16 protein-coding genes are annotated in these 20425 nt (G+C 32.3%); 15 read left to right on the top strand and 1 reads right to left on the bottom strand.

The window, feature by feature from the left end; all coding sequences use genetic code 11:
* The first annotated feature begins 23 nt into the window (after positions 1-23).
* The 10 genes from T537_RS0107355 to T537_RS0107305 all read left to right on the top strand — a co-directional run bounded on the left by T537_RS0107355 (position 24) and on the right by T537_RS0107305 (position 11151).
* Positions 24-1265 (top strand): aminotransferase class V-fold PLP-dependent enzyme, encoded by a 1242-nt coding sequence (locus tag T537_RS0107355; RefSeq protein ID WP_031556972.1) that lies wholly within the window; start codon positions 24-26, stop codon positions 1263-1265.
* Positions 1255-1683, top strand: a complete 429-nt coding sequence (gene sufU, locus T537_RS0107350; protein ID WP_031556970.1) for a Fe-S cluster assembly sulfur transfer protein SufU — start codon at positions 1255-1257, stop codon at positions 1681-1683. Before T537_RS0107355 ends, sufU begins: the two co-directional genes overlap by 11 nt.
* Before the next feature lie 207 nt (positions 1684-1890).
* Positions 1891-2583, top strand: a complete 693-nt coding sequence (locus T537_RS0107345) for a DUF3990 domain-containing protein (protein ID WP_031556968.1) — start codon at positions 1891-1893, stop codon at positions 2581-2583.
* On the top strand, positions 2549-3196 hold the full coding sequence (locus T537_RS0107340) for a helix-turn-helix domain-containing protein (protein WP_031556967.1): 648 nt from the start codon (positions 2549-2551) through the stop codon (positions 3194-3196). Before T537_RS0107345 ends, T537_RS0107340 begins: the two co-directional genes overlap by 35 nt.
* 37 nt (positions 3197-3233) lie before the next feature.
* Positions 3234-4469: a threonine/serine exporter family protein gene (locus tag T537_RS0107335; protein ID WP_051555024.1), complete on the top strand. Its 1236-nt coding sequence runs from the start codon at positions 3234-3236 to the stop codon at positions 4467-4469.
* A 118-nt stretch (positions 4470-4587) separates the two neighbouring features.
* Entirely contained in the window at positions 4588-5352 is a 765-nt protein-coding gene (locus tag T537_RS0107330; RefSeq protein WP_027438573.1) for a hypothetical protein, read from the top strand.
* Positions 5353-5527: 175 nt separating this feature from the next.
* Positions 5528-6367 (top strand): CAP domain-containing protein, encoded by an 840-nt coding sequence (locus T537_RS0107325; protein WP_027438574.1) that lies wholly within the window; start codon positions 5528-5530, stop codon positions 6365-6367.
* Positions 6368-6567: 200 nt separating this feature from the next.
* Positions 6568-7191, top strand: a complete 624-nt coding sequence (locus T537_RS0107315) for an HAD-IA family hydrolase (protein WP_027438575.1) — start codon at positions 6568-6570, stop codon at positions 7189-7191.
* A 166-nt stretch (positions 7192-7357) separates the two neighbouring features.
* Positions 7358-9709, top strand: coding sequence for a rhamnogalacturonan lyase family protein (locus T537_RS12050; RefSeq protein WP_081823267.1), 2352 nt, complete (start codon positions 7358-7360; stop codon positions 9707-9709).
* Between the two features lie 158 nt (positions 9710-9867).
* Positions 9868-11151, top strand: coding sequence for an O-acetylhomoserine aminocarboxypropyltransferase/cysteine synthase family protein (locus T537_RS0107305; RefSeq protein ID WP_031556962.1), 1284 nt, complete (start codon positions 9868-9870; stop codon positions 11149-11151).
* Between the two features lie 149 nt (positions 11152-11300).
* Here the strand turns inward: T537_RS0107305 and T537_RS0107300 are convergent, their stop codons facing one another.
* Complete coding sequence (locus T537_RS0107300) at positions 11301-12269, bottom strand: tyrosine-type recombinase/integrase (RefSeq protein WP_027438577.1); 969 nt, start codon at positions 12267-12269, stop codon at positions 11301-11303.
* Between the two features lie 227 nt (positions 12270-12496).
* Here T537_RS0107300 and T537_RS0107295 point away from each other — a divergent pair, with 227 nt between their 5' ends.
* From T537_RS0107295 to T537_RS0107275, 5 genes are read left to right on the top strand one after another with little or no spacing between them, the layout of a single operon-like run.
* Positions 12497-13588 (top strand): FHA domain-containing protein, encoded by a 1092-nt coding sequence (locus T537_RS0107295; protein ID WP_031556960.1) that lies wholly within the window; start codon positions 12497-12499, stop codon positions 13586-13588.
* A 15-nt stretch (positions 13589-13603) separates the two neighbouring features.
* Positions 13604-14365: a PP2C family protein-serine/threonine phosphatase gene (locus T537_RS0107290; RefSeq protein ID WP_027438579.1), complete on the top strand. Its 762-nt coding sequence runs from the start codon at positions 13604-13606 to the stop codon at positions 14363-14365.
* An 11-nt stretch (positions 14366-14376) separates the two neighbouring features.
* Positions 14377-16062 carry a serine/threonine protein kinase gene (locus tag T537_RS0107285; RefSeq protein ID WP_027438580.1) on the top strand — a complete coding sequence of 562 codons (1686 nt, stop codon included), beginning with the start codon at positions 14377-14379 and terminating at the stop codon, positions 16060-16062.
* Positions 16062-16403 carry a hypothetical protein gene (locus T537_RS0107280; RefSeq protein ID WP_027438581.1) on the top strand — a complete coding sequence of 114 codons (342 nt, stop codon included), beginning with the start codon at positions 16062-16064 and terminating at the stop codon, positions 16401-16403. Before T537_RS0107285 ends, T537_RS0107280 begins: the two co-directional genes overlap by 1 nt.
* Positions 16404-16432: 29 nt before the next feature.
* A complete protein-coding gene (locus T537_RS0107275) occupies positions 16433-20416 on the top strand; it encodes a hypothetical protein (protein ID WP_027438582.1) in 3984 nt (1327 codons plus the stop codon).
* The last annotated feature ends 9 nt before the right edge of the window (positions 20417-20425 follow it).

Here is a 20425-nt window from a genome sequence, read left to right as displayed (position 1 = left end):
ATGGTTAAAAAGGGAGGGCTAATATGCAATATACAATTGAAGAATTAAGAGCTAAGGGAGCAAAAATTAGAGCTGATTTCCCTATTATAAATGATACATACTCATATTTAGATAATTCTGCAACATCTCAAAAACCAAGACAGGTTTTAGATGCAGTTAGAAAGTACTACGAAGAAGAGAATGCTAATCCTTTAAGAGGTTTATATGATTTATCAGTAATTGCCACAGAAAGGTATGAAGATGCTAGAGAAGCAGTAAGAAAATTCATAAATGCTAAGGAAAGTGCAGAAATTGTTTTTACTAGAAATGCATCTGAGAGTTTGAATTTAATTGCATATTCCTATGGTAGAAATTTCATACAAGAAGGGGATGAAATAATTGTTAGTGTAATGGAGCATCATTCTAATATGCTTCCATGGCAACAGGTAGCTAAGGCAGTTGGCGCTACAATTAAGTATTTAGAACCTTTAAAAGATGGAACACTTCTACCACAAGCCCTTGAAGATATTATTTCGGAAAAAACTAAACTAGTTGCAATTACTCAGGTTTCTAATGTGCTTGGATGTTTAAATGACATTAAGTCATTAGCTGCTATAGCTCATAAAAATGGAGCAGTTTTTGTATGTGATGGTGCACAGTCAGTGCCACATATGAAGGTAGACGTTCAGGATTTAGATGTGGACTTTTTAGTATTTTCTGGACATAAGATGTTAGCTCCAATGGGTATTGGTGCTGTTTATGGTAAGAAGGAGTTATTGGATAAGATGCCACCATTTCTTTATGGCGGAGAAATGATAGAGTATGTAACTCTTGAGGGAGCAACTTATGCAGAACTTCCACATAAATTTGAAGCAGGAACCGTTAATGCCGGTGGAGCTGTAGGCTTACATGCAGCAATAGATTATATCAATGATTTGGGCTTTGATTTCATTGAACAAAGAGAAAATCAGCTATGCGAGTATGCCTATAAGCAGATGATAGAAATACCACATGTTCATGTTGTTGGTTCGAATAATCCTGATAATCATCATGGAATATTAACATTTACAGTTGATGGATGTCATCCACATGATATTTCTGAAATTATGAATGCATATAAAGTTAATATTCGTGCAGGACATCATTGTGCACAGCCACTAACTAAGTGGTTAGGCCTAAATTCTACAACAAGAGCAAGTATAGGGTTTTACAATAATGAACAAGACATTGATAGATTTATAGAATGTCTAAAACAGATAAGAGGTAAATTAGGTTATGGAGAATAATAGATCTTTTTATAATGAAATACTTACAGAACATAATGTAAATCCATATCACAAGACGGATATTAAAGATGCTAACTATGAGTTACATGGAGTTAATCCATCATGTGGTGATGAAATAACTTTAAAGCTAAAGGTTGATAATGACAAAATCGTAGATGCAGGTTATGTTGGGGATGGCTGTGCTATTTCTCAGGCTAGTGCAGATATGATGATAGACCTAGTTCTTGGAAAAACAAAAGAAGAGGCACTTCGTCTTGCTGATATATTCTTTAGAATGATTAAGGATGAAATTAGCGAAGATGAATTAGAAGAGCTTGAAGAGGCTGGTGCCCTACAAGATATTTCACATATGCCAGCGCGTGTAAAGTGTGCAGTATTATCATGGCATACATTAGAGGAAATGTTTGAATGTAAATAGGATTTTATATGAGTAAGTTGTGAGTCTTCACCTTTATTTGATACGTGTCCAGGATTCTGGGTACATATCAATTGGTGAAGGCTTTTTTAGTAGAAATTAAATAATAGTAACTTCCCTTATTGAAAAACTATCGGTGAAACGATATAATATATACAAATACTAATGTGATTACAACTAAATATATTAATTTATAAGGGGAGATAAGATATGAAACTTTATCATGGTGCCCCAAGAATTGTTACTAAGCCTGTATGGGGAGAGGGCTTTATTTTTAATGATTTTGGACAAGGATTTTATTGTTCCCTAGAAAAGGAAGTAACTAAGGAATGGGCTTGCCAAAATAAGACCCATGGCTTTGTAAGTGAGTTTGACATAGAGATTAAGGGTGAAGGTATTAATTTTCTAGATCTTAATAATGGCGATTATAATATTCTAAACTGGATGGCAATTGTGCTTGAAAACAGGCAGTTTCGAATTAATGGAGAGGATGCTATTAGAGCTAGAAAATATATATTGGATAATTTTTATGTGGACTATTGGAAGTGCGATATTGTTAAGGGCTTTAGAGCGGATGATTCGTATTTTGCCATAACTAATGCCTTTTTAAATAACGAAATATCAATTGATATTTTTTATAAAGCTATGAGGCTTGGGAAAAATGGACTTCAGGTTGTATTAAGAACTAAGAAAGCATATGAATTAATGGAGTTTTGCAAAGCTACATTTGCAAATAAGGAGATTTATTATCCTAAAAAGCTTGCAAGAGATATGAAATTTAGAAACTCATTTATGGAAGAAATTGCTAAAGAGACGGACATAGAAAATTTCTATATTAATGATATTTGTGAAGCGGGGTGGGTTGACGATGATGCATTCGTACAACGATTCTTACTTGGATGATGCTATGTGTAACCTAGGTGATATGATGGATTATGCTATGTTTGATCTTAAGCTTAATGGAGATGATTTTTTTACTAGTTTTATGGAGACAGGTGTAGCCACTCAATTTGAGATGGGTAATCCTAAAGTTATAACTGGTATGTCTGGAGTTGAATTGTGTGATTTGGTTTTAATAAAAGAGAAAAAAGAGATTCAGGCAATAAGCCCTAGAAATAAGGAGTTTGATGAACCAGAGTATTGGTGTGGATGGGCACTTTGTTATTTTCAATGGTATTCTGGCCTAAGATTTATTGACATTTACCGCAGAGGGCTTACAATAGAGAAGATACTGTCTTTGTACGACGGACTACATGATGAAGATATATCTCTTTTTGTAAAGGAAGCCTATAAAATTATTAATTCTAAGAAGAAGGAAATGGTAACGAATCTTGCTAAGATAAGAAAAGCAAGGGGACTTTCTCAAAGGCAGCTATCTAATGAATCGGAAGTAACTTATAGAATGATTCAATTATACGAACAACGTCAAAATGATATTAATAAGGCAAGTGTGGCGACGGTAGTAAACTTAGCAAGGGCACTAGGCTGTGACGTGGAAGATATTTTAGAAAGATAAGGTAGAGATAGGTAACTATTTCTAATGAGGTTATAAAATGGCTGGTAAATGGGAACAAATAGTAAAATATGCTTTGGATTTAGGAGAAAGCTTATATGTGGCAGGTGGTGAGGTAAGTAGGGTAGAATCTACGGTTAGTAGAATTTGCTATGCTTATGGAGCTAAGAAGGTAGATATTCTAGGAATCACTTCTTGTTTGATTGTAACAGTTCAAACAGATGAAGAGGTAATAACACAGACAAGAAGAGTACCTGGACAAGACTATGATATGCATAAACTATCTCAGTTAAATAATTTATCAAGGTGTATATGTAGCAGCAATGTATCTTTGGATGAATTTAGGGAAAGACTAGAAAAAATCAATAATAAAGAAGGTAACTCTTTAAAGAAACTTGCCATATCCTGGGCTTTGGTATCTGGATTTTTTTGTATCTTTTTTGGTGGAGATGCAGTGGAGGCGGTTTACTGTGCAGTACTAGGAGCGTTACTTAGGGTTATGTATAGCTACATATTAAGTAGAGGTCTTAATAATTACTATGCAATTCTTATCTGTAGTTTTGCAGGTGGACTTTTAGCTAATGGACCAATGACCATAGGTTTACCTCTTAATGCAGCAGCTATAAGTATGGGAAATATTATGCCTTTTGTACCAGGACTCGCCTTTACTAATTCAATTAGAGATATGTTCTCAGGGGAGACAATTACTGGCTTACTAAGAAGTGTTGAATCTATTATATTGTGTCTTGGAATTGCATTCGGATTTGCACTTTGTACAACAAGTTCTGAGGTAAAAAGTGATGTTAATGCATGGATAACAATTTTTGCAGCTTGTGGTGGAACAATAGGAATTACTCTTTGGTTTAATTTAGACTATAAGCATATATTTATGGGAACAGTTTGTGGAACCGGAGGTTGGGCAATAGTAATGTTATGTACAAGTCTAGGCCTTATGGAATTTTTATGTTATATAATTGCCACAGCAACCCTAACAATATTTACAGAAGCGCTAGCTAGGGTTTATAAATGCCCTGTTACAGTATTTTTGGTACCAGGAATTGTGCCAATGGTGCCAGGAGGTTTATTATATAGAACTCTTAGAAGAGCGGTGTCAGGAGATTATCAAGGCTTTACTAATTTAGGTGTAAGAACAGTTTTGATTTCTTTTGGTATAGCAGCTGGTGTAATAATAGTAACAGCAATTGCAGACGTTATAACTAGACGTCTTGATGAAAAAGGTTTGACTAAGAGATTTATTATGAAAAGAGATAGATAAATTTTAATCCCATTTTGACTCTAAATGTAGTATAATATAACTACAACACTCGTGGGAATTAAATATGATTGGTGAAGGCATCGGGGGGAAGCTCATTCCCAATAGAATGGGGGTCTTTATGGATGATTCAGCTAAGGAAGTCCTTGATTACAACAGCCGTATTTTGGAAGTTGTAAACTACTTTAAGCTAAGGGTTAAGGAGATTAAAATTGATACATCTGATGAAAATTTAGATGATATCTTGCTTAATCTATCGGAGGAATCTGGTTTAAGTGATTTAATGATTGATCATTTAGATGAGATTTTAGAGTCTTGCTCTGATAAAAAAATTACTTTCTTTAATAGGTTTATTAATGTAATTCTAGGTTTAGAGCAGGTTTCAGAAAGAAAAATAAAAGCTGCTGTTCATAAGTTAAAGTCAGATGATAAAGGCTTTATTTTTCTTGATCAATGTCTTACAAATGAAGAAATTAAACAAATCAATCTGTATGGTGCATGTATGGAATTAAAGAAGGCAGTAAAGGAGATAAAGAAAGCGAGGCTATTAAAGAGCCTGTACTTTATTGGAACTTTTATTGTGGTTATGACTTGGGCTTTTACAATGTATCATGGCTTGAATTATTTCTTTGGACTTGAAATTGTAACAATAGCCTGGGCAATGTTAGCACCTATTATGGAGCCACATTATACTAAGAAAAAAAGCCTAGTAACTTTTTTTCAAGTTGTTAACCTAGCAAGAATGGTGATGCTGGTTCTATGTAGCATTATGATTGTGGCTATGAATTATACTTTATATAGTTCAGTGGCTTGTGGATTAGCTTCTTTAATACTTATTTATTTCTTATTTGTGGCATATATGCATGATTTTAGAAAAGCTAATTAATAGTAAAATTTAGGCGTGGTCTAATAGGCTACGCCTTTTTATGTATACATTAAAGTTATAATAAAAATGGTACTAAGGTACCATAAAATTACTTGACAGTATAATATATAGGGTATATGATAAGGGTAACTTAAAGACAAGACATATTTTTATATAACTGTATAGGAGATATATTATGCTAGGCAATGATAAAGGAAGAAAACTATCGATTGCTTTAGCTAGTTTAGTTACAATTATAGGTATAGGATTAGTAATTTATGTAAGTTTTGATCCTAATTTTTTAAATACCGGAGCTAGTCAATCCGCTGTAGCTAATGCAGAAGATGAAAGTGAAGTGGAGACTGTTTTGGATGTTGATAGTGAGACTAGTGAAGCAATAGATACACAGACGCAGGAAGTTACAGAAGTAACCACTGCACAGGCTAGTATTGATAGTACTAGTGCTAATGACGAATCTACTAGCGTGGGTACACTAATGGATAGTCAGAAGGTAGAAGAATCTCAGAAGGTAGAAGATTCTAGCTATAGTTCAAACGAATCAGTTGTAGCTTATAGTGCTGCTTTGAGTGAAGACGAGGTGAATTCAAACGCAGCAAGAAATAATGCTATAACTTATAGTTCTTACATAAGCGAGGTTTATAGTCTTATTAATGAACTTAGAGTAAATAATGGACTAGAAGCTGTTAGTTATGATGGAACTATTGAATTGGCAGCTTGTCATAGAGCGTATGAGAATGCAGTAAATAATTATTTTACAGTGGATCCTTCCACTGGACATCATTTAAGACCTAATGGACAAAAAGCATCGACTGTAGCAGTTTATTATGGCTTGTCAGGAGCATTTGGAGAAGTAATGGGACGTTACCAACAGACACCTAAGGGAATAATAGACGGTTGGATTAATTCCCCTACTCACTATAATGTATTGGTTTCAGCTAAATATACAAGAGTGGGTATAGGCGTTGCATCGGATAGTAACGGACAACTTTACTGGGTTGCAATATTTATGAATTAATAAACCCTCATTTAGAGGCTTATAAAAGCCTATTTTTAAGCTTTATAAAAAGCAATTGTAAGGGTTTTATTATTGGAGGCGTGTCACGAGTGGAATGCCTGGGTGCGAACGAAGTTTATTCGCATGGCAGAAACACCACCTTGACACGCCATTTCTTTTATCGGAAAATACTGATAAAGAAAAATTAGGAAGGTAGAATAATGAAGAATTACAAGAATATAGTTTTTGATGTTGGACAAGTATTAATGGGTTATAGATGGCAGGATATGTTAATTAAAGATCATGGAATGGAGGAAGAAAAAGCTATAAAGCTAGGAAGAACTCTATTTGATGATAAGCTTTGGCTTGAATTTGATAGGGGAGTTATGAGCTATTGGGATATAGTTAATGAATTTAAGATTAAGTATAAAGATATGGAAGATGACATTCAGTGGTTTTTTGAAAATGCTAGATTGATGAGACAGCCAAGAGAAGATGTATGGAAAATGGTTGGCAAATTAAAGGCGAAGGGATATATGATTTATGTCCTTTCAAATTATTCTAAGGAATTATTAGATTTACATACAAAGGATGCATCATTTTGGCAGTATGTGGATGGCAAGATGGTTTCATACATGGTACATGAATTAAAACCAGAAGCAACGATTTATAAGGCATTATATGAAAAATATAATATAGATCCAAAAGAGTCTTTGTTTTTGGACGATAGAGAAGAAAATGTTAAAGGTGGCATAAATACAGGTATGGATGGCATTGTTATTAAATCAAAAGAACATTTACTAACCCTACTTGATGAATTAGTTAAGATGGATGTACTAAAGTAATATTATTTGTGACTAGAAGACGTATTTTTCCTAATAATTAGGAAGAATGCGTCTTTTTTTAGTGTTAAAAGCCTATTGAATAACGTTTTATAAAAAAATATGATAAAAGTGATTGATATAAGCTATCTATATCATAACAAATATTTTTAGGAGGTTTTTATAAAATATGGGAGGATTAAAAAGACTAAGAAAAGGGCCTTTAATAAGGTCGGCAGCCAGTGCTTTATTAACCGCAACACTAGGAGTTGGTGCTGTACTTGGCTTAAATGTTAATCTTACAGAAACTAAGGCTGCAAATCCTGTAACGGTAGAATACTTAAATAGGGGAATGAGTGTTTTTAACACAGGTAGTGGAATGATTGTTAGTTGGCGACTTTTGGCTAGTGATGCCAGCAATACTGTTTTTAAGCTATATAGAGATAATAATCTTATTTATACTAGCAATTCCACAGATTCTACTTGTTATATTGACAAAAGTGGCAATGCTAATTCAAATTATCGCGTAGATACTATTGTGAATAATAAGGTTATTTCAAGTGATAGTCCTGTGGTTTCTTCTAATAATAGTTATCTAGAACTAAATTTGAGTAAACCGGCTAGTAACTATACACCTAACGACGTTTCAGTAGGGGATGTTGATGGGGATGGAACTTATGAGATTTTTCTAAAGTGGGATCCTTCAAATTCAAAGGATAATTCACAATCCGGAAAGACAGATAATGTTTATATTGACTGCTATAAGTTAACAGGTCAAAGATTATGGAGAATAGACCTTGGAGTTAATATTAGAGCAGGTGCTCATTACACACAATTTTTAGTTGCAGATTTTGATGGTGATGGTAAGGCTGAAATGACCTGTAAGACGGCAGATGGAACTAAGGATGGCAAGGGCAAAGTAATAGGTGATGCTTCTAAGAATTACAGAAATTCTAAGGGCTACATTTTATCAGGCCCTGAGTATTATTCATTATTTGATGGTCAGACAGGTGAGTGCCTTGATACTGTTAATTATACACCAGCAAGAGGTAGTGTTAAGAGTTGGGGTGACTCATATGGTAATAGAGTAGATAGATTCCTTGGTGCTGTAATGTATATTGATTCAGATCATCCAACAGCAGTAACAGCAAGAGGTTATTATACTAGAATGACAGCTACAGCTTATGATGTGGTTAATAAAAAATTAAAGGTGCGTTGGACTTTTGATACTAATGATTCAAACAACTCTTATGCAGCAGGAAATGGTAATCATAACTGTATGCCAGCAGATGTGGATGGAGATGGTAAACAGGAATTGATTTTTGGTGGATTGTGTCTTGATGATAATGGCTCAATTAAGTGGTGTACGAAGTTAGGTCATGGCGATGCTCTTCATGTGGGAGATTTTTTACCAGATAGACCAGGACTAGAAGTATGGACATGTCATGAAGAAAAACCTTATGGTGTTTCATTATTAGATGCTAACACAGGAAGCAAGATTTTCCATTATAATGCAAGCGCAGACACGGGTAGAGCTGCTGCAGGTAATATTTATGCAGGAAATTACGGAGCAGAGTTTTGGTCTACAGCATCAAGTGATTTATATAATTCAAGTGGAAGCAGCATAGCAACTAATAGACCAAGTGTTAATTTCTTATGTTATTGGGATGGAGATTTAGAAGATGAGTTACTTGATGGAACTAAGATCACAAAATATATTAGTCCAAGTAAAATCTCAACATTATTCTCATCTAGTGAGATTGCATCTAATAACTCAACTAAGGCAACTCCTTGTCTTTGTGCTGATATCTTAGGGGATTGGAGAGAAGAGGTTATCTGGCAAAGTGCTGATGGAAATTCAATTAGAATTTATTCAACACCATATGATACAGATTACAGAATTACTACTCTTATGCAAGATCCACAATATAGAAATCAGGTTGCAGGACAGAATGTAGGATACAATCAACCAGCACACACTTCATTCTACCTAGGTTCAGATAAGAGCCTTCCTAGTATGCCAAGTGTAAAGGTTAGAGGAAATCAGACTTCTAATAATAGTAGCCAAGGGGTATCAGCATCAGCAATAGATGTTAACAAAAAATATATGATTAAGAATGTTAATTCAGGTCTTTATCTTGAAGTATCTGGAGGAACAGCAGCTGCAGCTACTAATGTGGACCAGTGGGGAGCTTATGGCCCTGCAGCATATAATACATGGACTGTGAAGTATGCAGGAAGTGGATATTATTATATTTATAGTATGCTAGGAGATGGCAATACATATTTACTTGATGTTAATAGAAATCAGGCAACTAATGGCACTAATATTCAGATATACACAAAATCTGGGTCTGATGCACAGCAATTTAAATTCTCTAAGAATAAGGATGGCTCATACAAAATTTATACAAAGGCATCTAAGGATGCATCGGTTATTGAGATTGCAAACGGTTCAACTGCCTCAGGCGCTAATGTACAGCAATTTAGCATGAATGGCTATAATTGTCAGGATTGGATATTAGAGGAAGTGAATTATTAATATAAACTTTTAAGAAAAAATAAGACTGTCTTAAAAAATATAGATTGCTTACAATTAAAGTTTGAGTTAATATATCATGTAAGGGTTTAAAGGATAAGTATTATGTAACCTCGTAATACTTATCCTTTCTTCCTATAGTAACTTTTTTGGAGGCGAAAATGGAAAATTATTCAATTAACACTAGCTGTGTACAGGCTGGCTATAGACCTAAGAATGGTGAACCAAGACAGATTCCTATAGTACAGTCAACAACATTTAAGTATGATACAAGTGAGGATATGGGTAAGCTCTTTGACTTAGAGGCTGAAGGCTATTTTTATACAAGATTACAGAATCCTACTAATGACTATGTTGCTGCTAAGATAGCTGATTTAGAAGGTGGAAGTGCAGCAATGCTTACATCATCAGGTCAGGCTGCTAACTTTTTTGCTCTTTTTAATATCTGCGAATGTGGAAGCCATATTGTAGCATCATCATCAATTTATGGTGGTACATTTAATTTAATCGCAGTTACAATGAAAAAAATGGGTATTGATGTAACATTTGTAGAACCAACAGCTACAGAAGAAGAGCTTAATGCAGCATTTAAGGATAATACAAGAGCGGTATTTGGTGAGACAATTGCAAATCCTGCCCTTACAGTGCTTGATATTGAGAGGTTTGCAAAGGTAGCTCATGAACATGGAGTACCACTAATTGTAGATAATACATTCCCAACACCAGTAAACTGTAGACCAATTGAGTGGGGTGCAGATATTGTAACTCATTCAACAACTAAGTATATGGATGGACATGGTGCAGCTGTAGGTGGTTGTATTGTAGATTCTGGTAAATTTGACTGGATGGCACATGCAGATAAATTCCCTGGACTTTGTACACCAGATGAATCTTATCATGGTATTACTTATGCCGAGAAGTTTGGTAAGGAAGGTGCCTTTATTACTAAGGCAACAGCACAGCTTATGAGAGATTTCGGTTCAATCCAGTCTCCACAGAATGCATACATCTTAAACCTTGGTCTTGAATCACTTCATGTAAGAATGCCAAGACACGTTGAGAATGGACAGGCAGTTGCTGAATTCTTAGAGGCTCATCCTAAGGTAACTAAGGTAAATTACTCAGGTCTTAAGTCAGATAAGTACTATGATTTAGCACAGAAGTACCTTCCAAATGGTGGTTGTGGTGTTGTTTCATTTGAACTTGCAGGCGGTAGAGATGCAGCTCAGAAGTTTATGAAGAGCTTAAAGCTTGCTGCTATTGAAACTCATGTAGCAGATGCTAGAACATGCTGTTTAAACCCAGCTACATCAACACATCGTCAGATGAATGATGAACAGCTTAAGGCTGCAGGAATTCCAGCAGGTTTAGTTAGAATGTCATGTGGTCTTGAAGATAAGAAGGACTTAATTGCAGACTTAGCTCAGGCACTTGATCAGATCTAATTGTTTTTAGAAAAAAAACAAACAAACTAAGCAAAGTTTTATAAATAATATGTGTATGTAAAACGCCTTCATCCTAAGGGATGAAGGCGTTTTTATAAATAACATTTATGATAATCTAGATTTTAAATCTTGCGTAGAACTATCAGTTCTTAACCAAAATTATCCAGCTTTTCAAGCTGATGTCTTTTATTTTCAAAAGAAGGATGCACATAATTATTAAGCGTAATATTCACACTGGCATGGCCCATTATTTCACTTAATGTCTTAATATCAACATCACATTCTATACATCTTGTGGCAAAAGTATGTCTAAGAATATGGAAATTAAAGTTTTTAATTCCAGATTTTTTTAAGAAGCTATGAAATCTATATTCTAAAGTTCTTGGGCTTAAAAATTCATTAGAATTTGTTAAGACATAATCGTATTTGTTGTGAACGTAATATTTTAATAGATACTCTTTTAATTTACTTGTTATAGGAATATCTCGAATAGAATGCTTAGATTTAGGCAGATCAATAATTAGTTTAGTTTTAGAGCTTTTATTATTTGAAGAATCTTCTATACGAATGACAGAATTTTTTACATGAAGAATATCCTTATTTAAGTCTATATCAGCCCAACTTAATGCGCAAATCTCGCCTATTCTTAAACCTGTATTAAGAGCTATTATAATGGCTAATTCGGTATTATCTTTACATTTAGATAAATGCTTTTCTAATTTATATTGTTCTTCTTTAGTTAAAGCTATTATCTTGGAGTTTGTTATGGAGGGTTTAATAATTTTTCCTACAAGAGGTTTAGTTAAACCATAAAGAATTGCATAGTTTATAGCTGATGAAAGAATGATAGCCATGGTTTTTATATAGGATTTACTTAGGTTTTTGTTATCATTTATTCTGCCAGTAAGACTTTTATTATACAGAAATTGGTTGATAGTATTAAATGTTATTTCTTCTAATTTAACATCACCAATCTCAGGGATTATATGTAGATTAATTATGTTTTTATATTTTAGAATTGTAGATTTTTTAAGCTGATATTCCTTATTCCTTAGCCATTGTTCCAATAAATCCTTTATTGTAATTTCTCTTTTGTATTGTATTAATTCTTCGTTCATATGACCTCCTATGTATTTATATGATATTTGTATGAAATTCTACATAATTCCAAATCCAAACATTTAATAATCTTTCATTTCATTAGTTGACATATATATTTTAGTTTGGTAAACTACAAACACTTGTGTGCTCATTGGTTAAGAACTGATAGTTCTACGCAAGATTATAGATAATTATGATATATATGTTTATATTAAAGATTAAACATATTAAAACGGAGAGTAATATGGCAAAGTTTAAAGCTAAAACTAGAAACTGTCAGCTTAATTTAAAAGCTTCTTTGTCCTTTTCTGAAAGAATTAATGATGTATCATTAGATTTCTTTTCAAGAAAAAATCTAAGAGGTCTTTTAAAGATTAAGATAATTAAGAAAAGATCAATAGAGTATTACGGACCTGTTGCTATAAGCTTACAAGAACGCTTAAAGCAAGAAGTATCAAAACATGATTTCTTCTTTATGATAGAACAAGTTTTAGATATTAGCGAGAAGATAAAAGCAAATGCTTTAAGTTTGTCTTGCGTGGTTTGGGATATTCGACATGTTTATATTAATGAAACTACAAAAGAGATGCAGTTTATTTACTTACCGCTTGATGGTGGAGATAAAGCAGTAAATCTGATGGGATTTCTAGAACAGATCATTTATGCAGCAAAACCTATGCATGAAAAAGATATGGATTATATATCAAGATTTGTTTATTATCTTAATTCTTTATCGGCATTTGATATCAGTAAAATTGAAAATTTCATAACGAGGGAAGATAGAACTATTGTTAATACAATAAAGAGACATAATGCAGGGCAGAGTGGTTTTATGACAGATAAGCCTAAGCATTATTATGAACATTACGAAGGAAAAGAAGAAAATGGAAAAAAAATTAGCCAATTAGATAATTATGAAGAGTTAACAGGCTTATTAGATGATGAAGCCACAGGACTTCTTAATGATTATGATGAAGAGGCTACAGGCTTATTAATAGATGAAGAGGTTACAGGTTTATTAGATTTAAAAGAAGTTAGAGTCAACTATGCTAAGATGCGAAGAATCAGCACAGATAACGTATTTGAAATTAATAAGGAAGATTTTAGAATTGGTAAAGAAAGAAGTTATTCTGATTATTGTGTTTTAGATAATAATATGGTTAGTAGAAAGCATGCTCAGATTATTACTAGAGCAGGAAACTATTATATTTTAGATTTAGGCTCTAAAAATGGAACATATGTGAATGGTAATTTAATAGCAGCTAATGAAGAATACGAAATTCATGATATGGATATAATAAAATTAGCTAATGAAGAATTTGAATTTAGAGTTTAATAAAGGGTTAGTGTTATGAATTTTAGAGTTGTAGCTAAAACAGATAAGGGAATAATAAAAAAGGTAAATCAAGACAGCTTATTATATAAACATGCTAGATATAAAGGTGCAGAGATAGTAATGGCTATCATATGTGATGGCATGGGCGGACTAGAAAAAGGAGAGCTAGCAAGTGGAGCTGTTGTAAAAAAATTTTGTGAATGGTTTGACAAAAAAATAACATTCAGATTAAATGATTTAAATCTTAATGCTATTGCTAAAGAATGGGAAGATATGCTTGAGGAAATAAATAAGCAAATGCTTAGTTATTCTAAGGAAAAATCTATTTCTATGGGAACAACATTTACAGGAATTTTGTTTGTTGATAATGACTATTTATTGGTTCATGTAGGTGATACGCGTTTATATTATATAGATAGTTATATAAAACAGTTAACTACTGACCATACTTTTATTGAAAGAGAAATAAGAAGCGGAAGGTTAAGCCCTAGTGAAGCAAAAAAAGATAAGCGAAGAAATATGCTTTTACAGTGTGTGGGTGCATCTAAGAATCTAAGGGCAGAGCTAAAAACTGGAATAATTAAATCAGGTGTATATCTACTTTGCTCAGATGGTTTTAGACACGAATTAACTGAGGCAGAGATGCTAGAATATTTGGCAATTGAAGAATTAAAAGGCAAGAAGGAAATGGCTAATAGACTAGAGTACTTAATAGAATTAGTTAAGAAGCGTATGGAAAAAGATAATATTTCAGCGATTCTTATTAAGGCAGAATAGGAGGTGAGATTGTGGCTAATATTGGTTCTGTTATTGATGGAAAATATAAAATTCTTACACAGATAGGTAAGGGCGGAATGTCTGTCGTTTATTTAGCAATGGATACTCATCTTAATAAGCAGTGGGCAATTAAAGAAATCCGAAAAAGTAAAACTGGGAAAAATGATGAAATTGTTGTTAATAGTTTGCTTGCGGAAGCTAATCTTATGAAGAGATTAGATCATCCTGCACTGCCTAGAATTGTAGATATTATTGATAATGGAGTGACTATTTATGTTGTAATGGATTATATCGAAGGTGAATCACTAGATAAGATTTTATTAGAACAGGGGCCACAATCAGAAGAGTTAGTGTTAGAGTGGGCAAAACAGCTTTGTGATGCTTTATCATATCTTCACCAACAAAAACCGCCTATTATATATAGAGACATGAAACCGGCTAATGTTATGTTAAAACCGGAAGGTAACATTAAAATCATAGATTTTGGTATTGCTAGAGAGTATAAGGAAGAAAGTTTATCTGATACTACGGTTTTAGGAACTAAGGGTTATGCACCACCAGAGCAGTATAGTGGTCAAACTGATGCTAGATCAGATATTTATGCTCTAGGAATGACAATGCATCATTTACTTACAGGAATAGATCCAAGAAGGGGTGAAAGTTATGCTCCTGTAAGGATGTGGAATCCTGAGATATCAGAAGGTATGGAGTTAATTATTGACAAGTGTGTTTCTCCAGCACCCGAACATAGATATCAAAACTGTAATGATCTTTTATATGATTTAGAACACCCAGAGTTAATTACTAAGGATTATAAAAGAAAGCAAAAAAGAAAGTTAAGATTGTTTATATCATTATGTCTTGCTACAGTTGTTTTCTTGCTTTTAGGACTTGTTACTAAGATAAGTGCTAGAAATATTAACAATGGCGATTATGATTTATTAGTTTCAACATCAACAGCAAGTTCTTTTGAGGATAAGATTAGTAATTACAAAGCTGCAATTAAGATCTATCCATCTAGGGTTGATGCATATATAAAACTAGTTGAAGCTTATCAAGATGAAGGAAGGTTTAGTAAAGAGCAAAACGATGAATTTTTAGCTATTTATAATGCCAATAAAGATAAGTTAGATATTAGGTCTAAGGAAGTATCAAGATTAAATTATATGATTGGAATGCTCTACTTTAATTACTATACAGATAATAATAATGGAGGTTATAGTTTTGCAACTAGAGTTCAAAAGGCATATCCATTTTTTGAGGCTAATTATAAGAATCAAACTAGTTTTGATAAACAGACAATTTCAGATAGTTATTATTTAATATGTTCATTTTATAAGAAATTCATTTTAAATAATACTAGTGTTGAAGAGGCATCTAAGGAAAATTATGATGAATTGTTTTCAAGTATAGATGAGGCAATAGAGTTAGTGACAGATTCTAATGCATATGATCAATTAACACTTTATAATGGCGTGGTTATGTTTTTATATGATCAAAGAAATCTTATGGCTCAGGTCAATGTTCCTAGGGAAAGTGTTATTAGTCTTTATAACAGAATCTATGAAAGAAGTAAAAATCTTACTGTTTTAAAAGAACAATCACTTAGGTTACAAGATGAGATTCTAAGTAAACAAGACGAGTTTTTAGATGCAATTAACAGGAGTTATGTAAGTGTAGAGGAGAAAAGAAACTAATGGCAGATATTTTAAACAGATTTTCTCTAGTATTTTTTCTTTTGGCAATTGTCTTTTTTGTTTTAACTATAATTGTTTTTGTTGTCTTTAAAATTCCTGATTTAATAGGAGATTTAAATGGACGAAATGCTAGAAAAACAATTGAATTAATGAGACATAATAATGAGATTAATCATAAAAAAGTTTTAGATTTATCTTATAGAAAAATTGAAAATGAAGATAATGAAACATGTGAATTATTAGATACAGAGGAAACTCAAAGCTTGATAAAAGAAGATAATAATGAAGGATTAGAGATGATTGACTCCTTGATGTTAATTCATACTAAAGAAAAAATATAAAAATAAAAAACGAGGGTAGTAATAAAGATATGAAGGAAGATAGCTTTAAATTAACTAAGAAACTATTGGCATTTTTAATGTGTATATTAATAATAATTTCAGAAATGCCTTTGTATATAATGGACATTAAAGCAGATACTATAAAAGATGAATTATTAATAGCTTTTGAAAAGGATAGTGTTGATTATGTTTTAGGGACTAATGCAGATATTCCAACTAATAAATTAAATGCAAAAAATTTCAAAATTAAATCTAAGTTAACTTATAGCCTAGATAAGTCAGAAAGCTATGGCCTTTTAATAGATGCTAATAAGGGAACAATAACCATTAATGATTATGGAAAGCTTGTTAATGCTATTGAGAGTAATGATGAAAAACTTAGTATAAATGTAACTGCTAATTTAGAAGCTTATAGAGCATCTTGGTGGAATAAGGCAAGTAGCTATGAGGCTATGAATGCAAGTTATAGCTTAAATATTAGTTTAGCCAATATAGAGGAGTTTAACTATAAACTCTATTCTTATGACAATGAAAACGAAGAACTTACAGGGCCTAATGGTTTAAATGATTGGTATAATACTGTGGTTATTGTTAAACCAGATGAGAACTATGAAATCATAAGGGCTGATGAAATGAAAGGGAATAAACTTGAATTTTCAGACAAAGTCGTTTTTGGTGAAATTAGTGATAATTATGCTAAAGATCAAGGTGAGAATGCCAAAAAAGAGATTTATTTAAGAAATGTTACAACAGGTGAAATAACAAAAAAACAGGAATTAGATATTGGAAAAATTGATACAGTTGCTCCTTCTAATTTATCTGTAAATTTCCCTGAGGCTAATATAAAGGATGATATTAGATTTTATGATGGCGATGTAGAGATAAAATTATCAGCATATGATTATGAATCTGGTGTAGATTATTTTGAATGGGAATATAAGCGTGAAGATGGAGCAAGTAAGACTAATATAGAATCTTTATCTGGAACTGTAAGTGCAAGTAAGGATTCTAGTAATCCTAATAAGTATACCGCTTGTTTAACAATTCCGTCTGATAAGGCAGAACAGTTAAGAGGTAATTTAGTAATTAGGGCAGTTGATAAGGCAGGTAATAAAACTAAAAATTATAATGATAATTCTGCTTTTGTAATAGATACTATTAATCCAGTACCAAGTGTGACTTACGGTTTAAAGAATGGTGGATATGAAAAAAGTCTGGATGATACTCATTATTTTAATGATGATATGACTTTTAATTTTAATATTCATGAAGTTAATTTTTACGCTGATGACGTTAAGATAAGTGTAAAAAAGGATGATGGAGTTTATGAAAGTAAAAGTTTAGATTGGACAGAGGATAGTAGTGATGAAGATAATTATAAGGCCAGTCTAGATTTAACAGAGGATGGAAGTTATAAGATAAGTATGTCATATAAGGATCCATCAGGAAATGATATGGATTTTTATGAGTCTGAAACAGTAGTAATTGATAAGACTAGACCTTTTATGTCTGATGTGGAATATACTAAAGCTTCTAATACAGTAGGAGATAAAAATTATTACAATAGCGACTTAACAGCGAAATTTACAATAACAGAAAAGAATTTTAATTCGGAAGATGTGGAGATTTATTTAAAGGATGCTAAGGGTAATAAAAAGAGATTAAAAGCGGATTGGCAGGATATTTCAGATACAGAACATGAAGCTATAGTTAATCTTTTAGTTAACGCTGATCATTCTTTTGATGGAGAATATGAGTTTGAAGTTAATTATACAGATCTTTGTAATAATGAAATGCTGGACTATAAGTCAGATAAAATGATTATAGATACTGTAAGACCAGAGTTAAACATAGAGTATTCTAATAAAAATGTAATTAATAGAATAGAGGATAACAATAATAAATTAAGAGATTATTATAATGAAAGTCAAAAGGCTGTGATTACAGTAATTGAGCATGATTTTAGTGAGGATAATGTTTTTATAGATATTACTGCTAAGGATTTTGCAGGTAATGATTTAGATGATGATAGCTTATATGAAATTCTTGAATGGAAACATAATGGAGATAGACATGAGCTAACAATTTATTATCCAGGAGACGCTAACTATAGCTTTAATATTGAGTGTTACGATTTAGCTGGAAATAAGGCTAAGGAATATGATGAATATGATTTTACTGTAGATACAAGTGCGCCAACTAATTTATCGGTTAGTTTATCTACTAGTGTTTTGGATAAGGTGATTGAAGGAATTAGTTTTGGCTTTTATAAAGCAAAGCCAGAAGTAACAATAACAGCAATAGATAATATTTCAGGAATTAATGGATTTAAGTATAGCTGTCTTAGAGCAGAGGGAGTTAGTGATATTAATTCAGAAATAATAGATGAATTAATAGATGCGAACATGATTACTAATAGTAAAAGTGGTGAAGGTGTTGCGCGTTTTGAACTTCCTAAGGGAGCATTATCTGAGAATAATCAGTTTAATGGATATATTAATTTTACTGCTACAGATAGAGCTAAGAATGAAAGTGATGCCTTTAGAGATGATAAAAGAATTGTTGTTGATAATATAGCGGCTAATGCGCAGGTTCAATATAGTGCAGCAGTTAAAACAGTAGATGGTATTAGTTATTATGATGGAAATATTAGAGGAACAGTTACTATTCATGAAGCTAATTTTTATCCTGAAGATGTGAAGGCTAGCTTAATAAGGGATGGCGTAGCAAGTCCTTTAAATATAAGTTTTACAGAAACTATTGCAGATTTACATATAGGAAGTTTTGATATTACAGGAGATGGTGATTACAAGGTTGAAATTAGATATAGGGATAATTCAAGTAATGCCATGCAAGACTATGTATCAGAACAGATGACTATAGATACAACAATAGAGGAGCCAACTATAACAATAAATGGCGGAGATGCTAATGGTAGAGCTTTTAAGGAAGACGTGATTCCTTATATTTATTTTTATGACAAGAATTATGAGTCATGTGAAATAAAGCTTTATAGATCAAGTTTTGAAACAAAAAATGAAGATGTAACAGATAAATTTATTACAGGTCATGTTAATTACAATGAAACTGGTGGAGAAGGCGAGTTTAGTGATTTTGATAAGTTAAAAGAAAATGACGGAATATATAACTTAGTGTTGGTGTTAAGAGATAAAGCGGGTCATAGAAGTGAGAAAAGTGTAACATTTACTGTTAATAGATTTGGTTCTGTTTATGTTTATGATGATTATCTTAATGAGTTAGTAAAAGAAGGCGGTGCTTTTGTCAAGTCGGTTGATAATGACTTATTAATTACAGAATATAATCCAGATGAGATTATATCTGACTCTCTTGAAATTGAGATTTTAAGGGACGGAGCATTAATTGACGACAAAAACATAGTTTCTGTAACGGGAATAAACACAAAAAATAATATAGATAATGGATGGTATCAATATAATTATGGAATTAGTAAGGATAATTTTAATCAAGAAGGTGTCTATAAGATAGTGATTTCATCTAAGGATAAAGCTGGTAATAACTCGGAAAATATAAGCCATAATATAGTTTTTAGAGTAGATAAAACAGCACCAGAAATAACAAGCATTACAGGTCTTGAAAAATCCTTTGTTAATGCTACTAAGTTAGAGGTTAAATATAATCTTTTTGATACATTTGCCCTAGATTCTGTACAGATTTATGTTAACGGAGAAGAAATTGATTATATAAAAGATTTTTCTAATGATTATAACAATTACGAGGAAAGTTTTGTGCTAAACGAAAGCTCTAGCCCTAAAAAAGTAAGATTTGTAATTAAGGATAAGGCAGGTAATGTAACAGATACAGATGCAAAGGATTATAAGAGCTCTTTCGAGTTTAAAAGAGAAGTAACAGTATCAACTAATTTATTAGTTAGATGGTTTGCAAACAAGGTTTTATTCTATGGATCTATAGCAAGTTTAATAGCGATAGTTGCAGGGGTGATGTCATTTGTAAGGATATCAAAAAAGAATTAGTAAGTTTAT

This window comes from Lachnospira multipara LB2003, from assembly GCF_000702205.1.
GTDB classification, from domain to species: Bacteria; Bacillota; Clostridia; order Lachnospirales; family Lachnospiraceae; genus Lachnospira; species Lachnospira multipara_A.
Note: the sequence above shows the minus strand (reverse complement) of the source record. Positions and strands in the feature narration are given on the sequence as shown.